This window comes from uncultured Merdimmobilis sp. (assembly GCF_902471145.1).
GTDB classification, from domain to species: Bacteria; Bacillota; Clostridia; order Oscillospirales; family Ruminococcaceae; genus Merdimmobilis; species Merdimmobilis hominis.
This window is the reverse complement of sequence record NZ_CABRJC010000003.1, coordinates 18,811-31,441: the sequence shown is the minus strand read 5'-3', so window position 1 is coordinate 31,441 and position 12,631 is coordinate 18,811. Positions and strand designations below refer to the sequence as shown.

12 protein-coding genes are annotated in these 12,631 nt (G+C 56.4%); 10 read left to right on the top strand and 2 right to left on the bottom strand.

Annotation, left to right across the window (positions count from 1 at the left end; all coding sequences use genetic code 11):
• Positions 1–24 precede the first annotated feature (24 nt).
• From lsrF to RDQ42_RS02865, 10 genes are all read left to right on the top strand, one after another.
• Entirely contained in the window at positions 25–909 is an 885-nt protein-coding gene (lsrF, locus tag RDQ42_RS02910) for a 3-hydroxy-5-phosphonooxypentane-2,4-dione thiolase (protein WP_231358442.1), read from the top strand.
• 22 nt (positions 910–931) lie between these two features.
• Positions 932–1,252, top strand: coding sequence for a hypothetical protein (locus RDQ42_RS02905; protein ID WP_231358441.1), 321 nt, complete (start codon positions 932–934; stop codon positions 1,250–1,252).
• Between the two features lie 282 nt (positions 1,253–1,534).
• Positions 1,535–2,716, top strand: a complete 1,182-nt coding sequence (locus RDQ42_RS02900; RefSeq protein WP_231358440.1) for a toxic anion resistance protein — start codon at positions 1,535–1,537, stop codon at positions 2,714–2,716.
• Between the two features lie 126 nt (positions 2,717–2,842).
• On the top strand, positions 2,843–3,484 hold the full coding sequence (locus tag RDQ42_RS02895; protein WP_054331094.1) for a 5-bromo-4-chloroindolyl phosphate hydrolysis family protein: 642 nt from the start codon (positions 2,843–2,845) through the stop codon (positions 3,482–3,484).
• Between the two features lie 100 nt (positions 3,485–3,584).
• Positions 3,585–4,574 carry a D-isomer specific 2-hydroxyacid dehydrogenase family protein gene (locus RDQ42_RS02890; protein WP_231358439.1) on the top strand — a complete coding sequence of 330 codons (990 nt, stop codon included), beginning with the start codon at positions 3,585–3,587 and terminating at the stop codon, positions 4,572–4,574.
• Between the two features lie 369 nt (positions 4,575–4,943).
• The gene (purC, locus tag RDQ42_RS02885) at positions 4,944–5,654 is read left to right on the top strand and encodes a phosphoribosylaminoimidazolesuccinocarboxamide synthase (RefSeq protein WP_054331095.1); all 711 of its coding nucleotides are present in this window, start codon (positions 4,944–4,946) and stop codon (positions 5,652–5,654) included.
• Entirely contained in the window at positions 5,654–7,069 is a 1,416-nt protein-coding gene (gene purF / locus RDQ42_RS02880; protein WP_353533107.1) for an amidophosphoribosyltransferase, read from the top strand. The genes purC and purF overlap by 1 nt, the downstream gene beginning before the upstream one ends.
• A 23-nt stretch (positions 7,070–7,092) precedes the next feature.
• The gene (gene purB / locus RDQ42_RS02875) at positions 7,093–8,529 is read left to right on the top strand and encodes an adenylosuccinate lyase (RefSeq protein WP_308588246.1); all 1,437 of its coding nucleotides are present in this window, start codon (positions 7,093–7,095) and stop codon (positions 8,527–8,529) included.
• Between the two features lie 28 nt (positions 8,530–8,557).
• On the top strand, positions 8,558–9,847 hold the full coding sequence (locus RDQ42_RS02870) for an adenylosuccinate synthase (protein ID WP_071427129.1): 1,290 nt from the start codon (positions 8,558–8,560) through the stop codon (positions 9,845–9,847).
• A 371-nt stretch (positions 9,848–10,218) separates the two neighbouring features.
• Positions 10,219–10,920: a gamma-glutamyl-gamma-aminobutyrate hydrolase family protein gene (locus tag RDQ42_RS02865; protein WP_308588244.1), complete on the top strand. Its 702-nt coding sequence runs from the start codon at positions 10,219–10,221 to the stop codon at positions 10,918–10,920.
• Positions 10,921–11,037: 117 nt separating this feature from the next.
• On the opposite strand, the gene RDQ42_RS02860 is transcribed toward RDQ42_RS02865, so the two are convergent.
• Both RDQ42_RS02860 and RDQ42_RS02855 read right to left on the bottom strand, forming a co-directional pair.
• A complete protein-coding gene (locus RDQ42_RS02860; RefSeq protein ID WP_071427127.1) occupies positions 11,038–11,550 on the bottom strand; it encodes a ferritin in 513 nt (170 codons plus the stop codon).
• Positions 11,551–11,707: 157 nt separating this feature from the next.
• Positions 11,708–12,541, bottom strand: coding sequence for a M55 family metallopeptidase (locus tag RDQ42_RS02855; protein ID WP_071427126.1), 834 nt, complete (start codon positions 12,539–12,541; stop codon positions 11,708–11,710).
• Positions 12,542–12,631: the final 90 nt, after the last annotated feature.

Below are 12,631 nucleotides of genomic sequence, written 5' to 3'. Positions count from 1 at the left end.
CCGTTTGATAAAAGGAGAACCAACATGGCTGACAACCAGGGCAACAAAGTTGCCAAAGATTATCACCTGGATGTAAAACCCGCCCAGGAGGGCTTTTACCTCAAGGGCCTCAACCACTGTGATTGGGGGATGAAAAACCGGCTTTCCCGCATCTTCAACCCCAAGTCGGGCAACACGGTGATGCTGGCCTTTGACCACGGCTACATCATGGGTTCCACCGCCGGGCTGGAGCGGCTGGACGTCACCATCCCCCCGTTGATGGACGATGTGGATGTGCTGATGGCCACCCGCGGCGCGCTGCGCAGCTGTATCCCTCCCACTACCGACAAGGCCCTCTGCCTGCGGGTCACCTACGACTCCTCGGTAGTCAAAGAGGAGATGAGCGCCGGTGGAGGCTTTTCCTGCGACATTGAAAACGCCATCCGCATGAACGCTGCCTGCATGGCGGTACAGACCTTCATCGGCGCCCCGGGGGAGAGCAACTCCCTGGAGCTCCTCTCCCGCACGGTGGACGCCGGAACCAAGTACGGCATCCCCACCCTGGGGGTGGTAGCGGTGGGCAAGCAGATGGCCCGGGATACCCGGTTCTTCCTCCTGGCCACCCGCATCCTGGCCGAGACCGGCGCCAGCTTCGTCAAAACCTATTACTGTGAGGATTTTGAAAAGGTGGCTGCCGCCTGCCCGGTGCCCCTTGTCATCGCCGGAGGTAAGAAGATCCCCGAGGACGAGGCCCTGACCATGGCTTACCGCGCTATCAGCGAAGGGGCCCACGGGGTGGACATGGGCCGGAACATCTTCCAGTCGGAAGACCCGCTGGCCATGACCAAAGCCATCGCCAAGGTGGTCCACGAAGGCTATACCGATAAACTGGCCTACGAATACTTCCTCGACCTGAAGAACAGCAAGTAATCTTGTGAAAGGAGCGATCCCCATGTCCGCAACCTACATGCACATCGGCATCCCGGTGACCAACAAAAAACCTGGCATGACCTACAACGAGGCCATGAAATTCTGGGCCAGCAACGTGGATGATTACGATTACAAAATCGAGTACCTGAAATTTGAGGAGGGAACCCCTTTCCCGGAGATCATGCACAAAAATCCCCATGTGGCTTATAAGGTGGACGACATGAAGCCCTATTTGGACGCCGCCGACCGGATCATCTTCGGGCCGCAGGAAATCGGCCCTGGGGTGCGCATCGCCTTTGTGATTCAGGACGACGCCATCATCGAGCTGTACGAGGAGAAATAGCGGGATTCTTTCCCCTGTAAAAGTACCTGCCCAGCGCCGGATGTGCCTGCATCCGGCGCTTTTTTATAGGGACATTCCCTGGGAGAGCGGAACCGTCAGACCCCTCAGATTCCCAGGGGGGCTTTTGCCATCCGCTGGGGGAAGTTTTGTTGCGCTGGATTGGGAAACCGTGTATAATGAAAGACAAATATGGCTGAATCTGACAGGCCCAGGAAGCTGCCTGTTGTTTGGAACGACCAACTTTGTCCCACAGGGGACGGGGATATTAAAGGAGGAGACCACATGCCCAACGAGAAGAACCCCATCGAATTAGAGCTGGGGGAAGCCGCCCCCGTGCTGACCTTGGAACCCTATGAGGAGAGTTCCCTGGCGCTGAAGCCTGCGGCGGAGGAAGCCTTGGCCACCGCCCCGGAGGAGAACCCGGACTATCTCAGCGAAAGTTCCCTTTCCCCGGAGGAGAGGCAGATGGTCAGCGATTTTGCCGAGAAGATCGACGTGAATAACTCTACCATCGTCCTGCAATACGGAGCAGCCTGCCAGAAGAAGATCGCCGCCTTCTCAGAAAGCGCCCTTCAGAGTGTGCGGACCAAAGACCTGGGCGAGGTGGGGGATGCGATCACCGATCTGGTGGTGGAGCTCAAGGGCTTCTCCCTGGAAGAAGAGGAGAAAGGCGGGTTCTTTGGCCTCTTTAAAAAAGCCACCAATCAGGTGGAGAAGATGAAAGCCCGCTATGACAAAGCGGAACTCAATGTGGAGAAAATCGCCGGGGTGCTGGACGGCCATCAGGTGCAGCTGATGAAGGACATTGCTATGCTGGATAAGCTGTATGCCCTCAATTTGACCTATTTTAAAGAGCTGACCATGTACATCCTCGCCGGCAAAAAGCGGCTGGCCGATGTCCGCTCCACCACTTTGGAGGAGCTGAAAGCCAAAGCCCAGCGATCCGGCTTGGCGGAGGACGCCCAGGCGGCCAATGACTTTGCCGCCATGTGCGACCGGTTTGAGAAGAAACTCCACGACCTGGAGCTGACCCGGATGGTATCCATCCAGATGGCGCCCCAGATCCGCATGGTGCAGAACAACGACGCCTTGATGGCGGAGAAGATCCAGTCCACATTGGTCAACACCATCCCCTTGTGGAAAAACCAGATGGTGCTGGCTTTGGGCATCGCCCACTCCCGGGAGGCGATGGAGGCCCAACGGGCAGTCACCGATATGACCAATGAACTCCTCAAGAAGAATGCGGACACCCTTAAAATGGGCACAGTGGAAGCGGCCAAGGAGAGCGAGCGGGGCATCGTGGACCTGGAGACTCTCAAATACACCAACCAACAGCTGATCTCCACCCTGGACGAGGTAGTCAAAATCCAGGAGGACGGCCGTGCCAAACGCCGCGCTGCCGAAGCGGAGCTGGGCCGCATCGAAGGCGAGCTGAAGCAGAAGCTGCTGGATATCCGGGGGTAGAAGGGGAGAATTGCTGTGCGGGGAAATCCCGCACCCAAGGGCTTCCTCTGGTAGGAGGAACCTGGTTTGCCATCCTCCCTGCGCTTCCACATATCATATCCACTTGAAACGATAGGAGTTTCCTGTATGAATCTAAACCGTTACCTCCTCCCCGGCGTGTTGGGCATCCTGTCCGGCGCAGTGGTGTGGCTGTTTGCAGAAAATTGGCTCTTGGGCCTCCTGGCTGGAGCAGCCGTGTTTGTGCTGATGTGGGTGGTGTTCCGCCCCCGCAAAACCGAGATGGAGGCCCCTGCTTCTAAGGGGCGGGCCGCCATGCTCCAGCAGGTCCTCGCCGAGGGCAACCAATACCTGGACGCTATTTGGAAGGTGGAACTGCGCATCCACGACCCTGGCATCAAGGACGAGGCGGTGGCCATTTGTAAAACGGCTAAAAAAATCCTGGACGCCCTGGGGGAGCAGCCAGAAAACATCCCCGGGGTACAGCGGTTTTTCCACTACTATCTGCCCACCTTCCAGGCAATTCTGGAAAAATATGAGCGGATTGAGCGCAGCGGCACTATGACTGACCAGCGGGACAAGGTGGAAAAGCATCTCAAAGAGATCAAATCCGCCATGGAAAAACAGCATGCCAACCTCTATGAGGACGATATGCTGGATCTCTCGGTGGAGATGGAGGTCATGACCAGTTCCTGCAAGCAGGACGGCCTATTGACCGATGCGGATTTTGTCATCCAAAACGGGGAGAATAAAATCAATCTCACCCTGTGAGGGGGAAAACCGGGCGGGAGACCGTCCGGTTTTTGTTGCGTATGCCTAGAAAAACCGATATACTGGAATTACAATTAGACAATCAAAGGGGGATATTTGTATGAAACTCGCCGCTTATTCCTGCCGCCCATATGAAACAGCGGCATTTGACCGGTATGAAAAGGAGCTGGGCTGCACCGTCATCCGCTGCACCGAAACCCTGTCTCTGGAAAATGCAGAGCTTTCCAAAGGGTGCGAAGGGGTTTCCATCTCCGGCTCTGGCAGACTGGACCGGGAGCTGATGGAAGCCCTTGCCGGCAACGGGGTGAAGTTTATCGCCTGCCGCAGCATCGGCTACAACCACATTGACCTGAACGCCGCCAAGGAGCTGGGCATCCGGGTTAGTAAAGGGGCCTATGCCCCCAACGGGGTGGCCGACTTTGCAGTGCTGCTCATGCTTATGTGCCTGCGCCATGCCAAACAGGCCATCGCCCGGGAAGGGGTCAACGACTACACCATCGACGGGCTCCAGGGGCGGGAGCTGCGCTGCTTGACAGTGGGTATTGTGGGCACTGGGCACATCGGACGGACGGTGGCGAAAAATCTCACCGGGTTTGGGTGCAAGATCCTGGCTTATGACCCCTATCCAAGCGAGGAGCTGGAGGGGATTGCCCAGTATGTCTCTTTGGAGGAGATTTTTGCAGAAAGCGACATTCTCTCCTTCCACGTGCCTCTCAATGAGGAGAGCCGCCATATGGTGAACCGGGAGAGCCTCAAAAAAATGAAGGACGGGGTGGTCCTCATCAACACCGCCCGCGGGGAACTGATGGACACCCAGGCCCTGATCGAAGGGGTGGAATCGGGGAAAATCGGCGCTTTGGGACTGGATGTCATCGAAGGGGAAGGGGGAATCTACTTCCAGGACCACCGGTGCAGCATCTTGCAAAACCAGGCTATGGCCTATCTGCGCCAGTTCCCCAATGTGACCATGACCCATCACATCGCCTTTTACACCGACCAGGCAGGGGATGACATGGTGCGCAACGCCCTCACTAGCCTCAAACAGTTCGAGGAGGGGGGCGTCTGCCCGTTGGAAGTCACCGCCGAGTAGATCTTTTTTGGAAATGAAATTCCAACTGTTTCCACTTGCAGAAAGAGGGTTTGGTAGAAAAATACAAAAAATTCCTTTAAAATCCTTTTCCATCTATGGAACCCACTGAACCTGCGGCAAACTATTCAAAAAAGATTGATTTCTTGCCCCATATCCACTAAAATAAACCCTGTGATCCAAGCGGGCGTTTGGATCGGCTTTTTGGGAGATACAGCAAGAAGGAGGTTGTGCTTTATGCAAAAGTGCTGCAAATATGCGCTGCGCAAAATCGCATGGACCCCGTATACCCCAAAAGCAGATTTCTAAAAAACAAGGCCGAGGTGCAACTGCACCTCGGCCCTTTTCATTTTGAACAGGGGGTACTTTGCAATGGAAAAACGGGAGCAGCTCTACGAGGGCAAAGCCAAAAAAGTGTTCAAAACCGATGATGAGAATCTCTATCTGGTGCAGTACAAAGACGATGCCACCGCCTTCAACGGCCTGAAAAAAGGGACGATCCAAGGCAAAGGGGTCATCAACAACAAGGTGACCAACTTCTTGATGCAGATGCTGGAGGCCAAGGGCATTCCGACCCACTATGTGCAGCAGCTCTCCGACCGGGAGACCTTGGTGAAAAAAGTGGAGATCATCCCGGTGGAGGTGGTAGTGCGCAATATCGCCGCCGGTGGCCTGGCCAAGCGGATGGGCCTTCCCGAAGGGACCCCTATGGCTTCCACCGTGCTGGAGTACAGTTATAAAAACGACCAACTGGGCGACCCTATGATCAACGAGACCCATGTCTATGCCATGGGATTGGCTACCCCGGAGGAGATGAAGGCAATCCAATCCTATGCCCTTCAGATCAATGACATCCTGCGGGGGTATTTGAAGGAAGCGGATATCGACCTCATCGATTTTAAGCTGGAATTTGGCCGCACTCCCGATGGAGCCGTGATCCTGGCCGATGAGATCAGCCCCGACACCTGCCGCTTTTGGGACAGCACAACAGGGGAAAAACTGGATAAAGACCGGTTCCGCCGGGATTTGGGCAATGCGGAAGGCGCATACCAAGAGGTTATGAAGCGCCTGATGGGGGAATAATGATGGAGTGGCAGTCGGAACTCCATGAGGAGTGCGGAGTATTCGGGATCTACAGCCCTGACGGGGTGGATGTGGTCTCGGCCAGTTACCACGGCCTCTATGCCTTGCAGCACCGGGGCCAGGAGAGCTGCGGAATCGCGGTCAACGACCGGGGGGTGATCTCCTGTTACAAGAATTTGGGCCTGGTTGGTGAGGTGTTCCAACCATCCCTGCTGAAGTCGATGAAGCGGGGGCAGATTGCCATTGGTCATTGCCGTTATGCCACCACAGGCAGTCAGGTGCTGGAAAATGCCCAGCCGCTGCTCATCCGCCATCGCAAGGGGAATATGGCTCTGGCCCACAACGGCAACCTGACCAACGCCACCGAGCTGCGGGAGGAGTTTGAGCTTCAAGGGGACATTTTCTACGGCACCTCAGACACAGAGGTCATCGCCCACGCCATCACCCGGGCCCGGCTGACCGCGCCCAGCATCGAAGCGGCGGTGGAGGCCGCCATGCACCGGCTGTCTGGGGCCTATTCTCTGGTGATCACCAGCCCCCGCAAGCTGATTGCCGCCCGGGATCCTATGGGGTTCCGCCCCCTCTGCATGGGCCGGCTGGGGGAGAGCGTCATCTTCGCCAGCGAGAGCTGTGCCCTGGACGCGGTGGGGGCTGTCTTTGTCCGGGACATTGAACCCGGCGAGATCGTAGCTGTCAGCCAGGAGGGGATTACCAGCCACAAATCCCACTGCGGCAGACGGGGTTCCCAGTGTATTTTTGAATACATCTATTTCGCCCGGCCGGATTCGGTCATCGACGGGTGCAGTGTCCATGAGGCCCGTTTAAGGGCGGGGGTGTTGCTGGCCCGGCGGCACCCTGTCCGCGCTGATGTGGTGGTGGGCGTCCCCGATTCCGGGCTGGACGCCGCATTGGGGTATTCCCAGGAGAGCGGCATCCCCTATGGGGTCGGGTTTGTGAAAAACCGGTATATCGGCCGCACCTTTATCGCTCCAGGGCAGAAGCAGCGGGAAAATGCAGTCCGCATCAAGCTCAATCCTCTGGCCAGCACCGTCCAAGGGAAGCGAGTGGTGCTTATCGACGACTCCATTGTCCGGGGGACCACCAGCCGGCAGATCGTCAAATTGCTGCGGGATGCCGGGGCCAAGGAGATCCACCTGCGCCTTTCTTCACCGCCCTTCCTCTATCCCTGCTATTTTGGAGTGGATGTGGACTCCAGAGAAAACCTCATCGCCTGCCGCCATTCGGTGAAGGAAATCGCCTGGATCATCGGGGTGGACAGCTTGGGATATTTGGGGGTGGAGGATCTGCCCAACCTGGTTCCCCGCTGCACCCACGGCATCTGCGATGCCTGTTTTACCGGCAACTATCCAGTGCCGCCGCCTGCGGTGGGGGACAAATGCCAGTTTGAAGCTTAACAACAAGGAAAGGACGTAGGTTTATGGAACGACACGACCGGTACATCAGCCCTTTTGAGACCCGGTACGCCAGCCGGGAGATGCAGTATATCTTTTCGGAGGACAATAAATTCAAAACTTGGCGCCGGCTGTGGATTGCCCTCGCCAAGGCGGAGAAGGCCCAGGGCCTGCCCATCACTGAGGAGCAGATCGCCCAGCTGGAGGCCCACAAGGACGACATCAACTATGAAGTTGCCATCGCCCGGGAAAAAGAAACCCGCCATGATGTGATGAGCCATGTCCACGCCTATGGGGTCCAATGCCCTGAGGCAAAAGGGATCATCCACCTGGGGGCCACCAGCTGCTATGTGGGGGACAACACCGATATTCTGATCATGCGGGAGGGCCTCCAGCTAGTGCGGCGCAAGCTTTTAAGCGTCATCGCCCTGCTGGCGGCTTTTGCCAGGAAATACAAGGATATGCCTGCCTTAGCATATACCCACCTTCAGCCTGCCCAGCTGACCACGGTGGGCAAGCGGGCCACCCTGTGGGTGAACGAGCTTTATATGGACTACCAGGAGGTGGAGCACCGCCTAGACAACCTGGCCCTGCGGGGCATCAAGGGGACCACCGGCACCCAGGCCAGCTTTGTGGAACTGTTTGACGGGGATTCGGTCAAAATCAAGGCCATGGAGCAGGCCATCGCCGCGGAACTGGGCTTTGACAAGGTGATCCCCGTCTGTGGGCAGACCTACAGCCGCAAGGTGGATTCCATGGTTTTAAACACCCTCTCCGGCATCGCCCAAAGCGCCATGAAATTTTCTGGTGACATGCGGATCCTGCAAAACTTCAAAGAGATGGAGGAGCCCTTTGAAGCCCACCAGATCGGTTCCTCCGCCATGCCCTACAAGCGCAATCCCATGCGGTGCGAACGGATTACCGCCCTGGCCCGCTATGTGATGATAGACGCCCTCAACCCCGCTTTTACCGCAGGCACCCAGTGGTTTGAGCGCACTTTGGACGACAGCGCCAACAAGCGCATCGCAGTGGCGGAAGCGTTCCTGGCCACCGACGCCATCCTGGGGATTCTCCTGAACGTCTGCGACGGCCTTGTGGTGTACGACAAGGTGATCCGCGCCCGAGTGATGAGCGAACTGCCTTTTATGGCCACCGAAAACATCATGATGAGCGCAGTCAAAAAAGGTGGAGACCGGCAGGAACTCCACGAAAAGCTGCGGCAGCATTCCATTGAGGCAGCCCGGGTGGTCAAGGAGGATGGAGGGAAAAACGACCTGATCGAACGGATCTGCGCCGACCCCAGCTTCGGCCTTCACCGGGAGGAAGTCGAAGGGATTCTCGACCCTCAAAACTTCATTGGCAGGGCTGGGGAGCAGGTGGAGGAGTTCCTCACCGGATGTATTGACCCCCTGCTGGAAGAGCACAAAGACTTGCTTGGCGAACGGGTTCAACTGACCGTTTAACATCGAGATTTGAAAAGGAGGCGTTCTTATGCCTGGATATGTTGTCGTCGGAACCCAGTGGGGGGACGAGGGAAAAGGAAAGATTGTCGATGTCCTCAGCCAGCGGGCGGACTGTATCGTTCGCTTCCAAGGGGGGAATAACGCTGGCCACACCGTGGTGGCGGGCGGACAGAAAAATGTGCTCCACCTGCTGCCCTCCGGGGTGCTCAACCCCAATGCCAAATGCATCATCGGCCCCGGGGTGGTGGTGGATCCCTTTGTCCTGTTGGAGGAGATGGATGTCCTTGCCTCCAAGGGAATTTGTACCGACCACATTTTTATCAGCGACCGGGCCCACCTGCTGCTGCCCTACCATGTGCGGCTGGACTGTTTGCAGGAAGCCCGGGATGACACCCGGAAAATTGGCACCACCAAACGGGGCATCGGCCCCTGTTATGCGGATAAATACACCCGCACCGGCCTGCGGGTCTGCGATTTGGAGGACTGGGAAGCATTCTCCCAAAAACTGAAACATGTGGTCGAGCTGAAAAATGAGATGATCACCAAGGTTTACGGCGGCGAGCCCTTCGACGCTGGGGAGCTGCTGGAAAAGCTGAAGCCAGCCCGGGAGCGGATTCTGCCCAGGATCATCGAATCGGTGACCGAAGTGAATGAGGCGCTGGACCAGGATAAAACGGTGATCTTTGAAGGTGCTCAGGCGGCGATGCTGGACATCAACTACGGCACATACCCCTATGTGACCTCCTCTTCGCCTACAGCGGCGGGGGTATGTACCGGCGCTGGGGTCGCCCCCCAGAAATTAGACCACATCATCGGGGTGGTGAAAGCTTATTCCACTCGGGTGGGGGAGGGTCCCTTTGTCACCGAGCTTCTGGATGAAACCGGTTCCCTCATCCGGGAGCGGGGTGGGGAGTACGGCGCCACCACCGGTAGGCCCCGCCGCTGCGGTTGGCTGGATATGAACGTGGTCCACCATGCGGCGGTGATCAACGGCCTCACCGATTTGGTGGTCACCAAGCTGGATATCCTCTCCGGCCTGCCGGAGGTGAAAATCTGCACAGGGTATGAGGTGGATGGAACGGTGGTGCGCCACATCCCTGCGGCGGTTGAGAAGGTCGCCCGAGCGAAACCTGTTTATGAGGTGCTCCCCGGCTGGAAGGAGGACATCTCCCGCATCAGCCGGTTTGAGGACTTGCCCGCCAACTGCCAGTCGTATTTGAAACGGATGGAGGAGTTGGCCGGGGTGCGGATTTCTATGGTGTCGGTGGGCCCGGATCGGGAGAACAACATCCCTCTATACGACATCATGGAAGAATAAGAATCTCTTTCGGGGTTGGATGAACGCCATCCGGCCCCTTTTTCTACCCTTCTATAGTTTTTACACCGGACAGGATCCAATTCTTTTTCAAAAATTCATCTATTTGGGTGGGTTTTGTGTTACAATGATCGCAAAGCGATCATTGGGGAAGAAATCCTTGTCGGGCCGAAGGCCCTCCTGCGGCGAAGCCGCACCAGGATTTTTCCGGTCTGTGCAGACTTTGTGGTAGAATAATCGCAAAGCGATCATTGGGGAAGAGCCCCTCGTGAAACGCCGCGGGCAAATCCTTTGGCGGAGGATGCTTCTCAAATCCAAAGCAGTATCGCCGGAAGGGCCAGTGTGCCCAGAAACAATCCGAAAGGGATGATTGGATGAAACAGCCAACTATTGCAGTTCTGCCACTGGGAGGAAAACTTTACCAACGTTATATGGAGCATATGTACCTTTCCTCGTTGCGCCGGTCGGGTGCTCAGGTGGTGGTTCTGCCCCCAGTGGTGAGCCAGGGGGAACTGGAGTGGATCGCCCGGGCCTACGACGGGTTTTTGTTCACCGGCGGGGCGGATGTGGAACCAGCCCTTTATGGAGAGGAGCGGATCCTTCAATGCGGCCCCATCGATTCGGTGCGGGACGCTATGGAACTCCCACTCTTTCGGTTGGCACTTCGGGAAGAGAAGCCTATTTTAGCCATCTGCCGGGGATTTCAGGTGATGAATGTGGTCTTCGGCGGGAGCCTTTTCCAGGATATCCCTACCCAGCGGCCCGGTTCCCTGGATCACTCACAAGTGGAGAAACTTCACGGCCTCGCCCACAGTGTCCGGGTGGAGTCCGGCACCCGGTTGCACCGGGCAGTGCGGGCAAATGCGCTGCGGGTCAACACCTTGCATCACCAGGGGATTGACCGCCTTGGCGGAGGGCTAGTGGTCTCCGCCCGCAGTGAAGACGGCCTGATTGAGGGGATTGAATCGTTGGATCACCGCTATGTAGTTGGGGTGCAGTGGCACCCGGAACTGCTCTCCGGCCTGCGTCCACAGCACCAGCGCATCTTCGATGAGTTTGCGGCCCACTGCCAGTAAGCTCTGGCATCCAGCTTGGGCAAATAAAAGAAAGCGGACGCCTCCTCTGCCGCAGCGCAAAGGGTAATCCCATGCGCGGGAGGGGAGGCGTCCGCTTTCTTGCTGGAAATAGGGAAGTTAAGCCTGTAAAGTTGCTTGGACATAGGTGCGGGCGCCCAGCTCCTGATCCAGGGAGTAGAGGCCCTTGGGGTCCCGGCCGAATAGTTCAAACCGCTGGATCAGATCTTCAACGGTTTTTTCTTCTTCGCCCTGTTCTTTCACAAACCAGTCCAAGAACTGCATGGTGCGGAAATCCTTGGCCTGGTAGGCGGCAGCGTAAATTTCATGGATGGAGCGGGTTACATACTGCTCGTGTTCCAGGGAAGCCTTCAAAGGGTCTAGGAAGTCTTTAAAATCCCCTTCAGGGTTTTTGATGGCGCCCATCTTCATCTTGGCGTTGTTATCCAGCAGGTAGGTGCGGATCAGCATGGCGTGATCCCGTTCCTCCTGGGCCTGGACAAAAAACCAATTGGCAAAGCCGTTTAGGCTGGCCTCCTCGTAATAGTTTGCCATGGAGAGATAAAGGTAAGCGGAGAACAGCTCCTTGCCGAACTGGTCGTCTAATAGGGTGACAATGGTTGGATCCAACATAAATTGCAGCCTCCTTTTTCTGGTGGAATGTCCGGCGGGGACATCCCATAAATGGGGTAAATGGTTCCATCCCTACTGTTCCCCAACTGGAAAAAAGTATGCGGATTCCAAATAGGGAAAGGGGACCCACCGTTCAAAAATAGCGGCTTTTTGTTGCCTATTCCACCACATCCAGTAGGCGGTACAGCAACACCTCTTGAAGCTTAAATACGGTCTCAGGGTCGCCGGTGAAGGAGACGGAGCGGGGATTGAGCCTCTTGACACCAGGGATGAGCACAGCAGCGTCAGCGGAATTGGAATCCTTATAATCCACTTCCATAGTCAGCTCTTCCATGTTGTCCAGGCGCAGGGGCTTAATCTCATCCCGGCGGGCCAGAGCAGCCATGACGCCGTCATAGATTTTCTTGCGGGCAACGGTGGGGTGAATCGACACGGCAGAGTAGCGGGTGATGCCCTCTTTCACCACAACAGTCTCCATGTTGGGAACAAAGGCTTTGCATTCCTCAGCCAGAGCAACGTCGCCGATGCAGCAGACCAGAGGCACCCCATAGAAACCGGCCACCAGAGCGTCAGCAACGGTCTCGGTGTTCATGGTTACTCCGTTGAAGCGCAGGTTGTAAATTTTAAAGCCGTTGAAGCAGTGGTCATACACGCCGCCCACATGTTGTCCGGCGCCGGCATGGCCGAAGGAGATGTAAGCATCAAAGGTGCTGTCAATGCCTTCCATCTGTAAAGAGTTGCGCATGGAGCCGGAAATGAGCTTGCAGCGGGGGTCCATGTCTTCTAAAATTAGGTTTTCCATGTCGCCATGGCCATCACAGACATAGACTTCATCGTAACCCGAGTCAAAGCAGGCGCGAATAGCGGCGTTGACATCCTCAGCTAAGCGTTTGCGGGCAATGGTGTAGTCAGGCTTAGATCTCCAGGACTGCAGCCGAGAGACGTTGCCCTCCATCCCTTCAATATCAGCAGAGATAAATGCTTTTTTCATGTTACAACCTCCTGTTTTTTGGCAAAAGCCCCCTTGCATTACTATTTATAGTATAACATCTAATATATTCCTTTTCAATTGGCAGAAAGA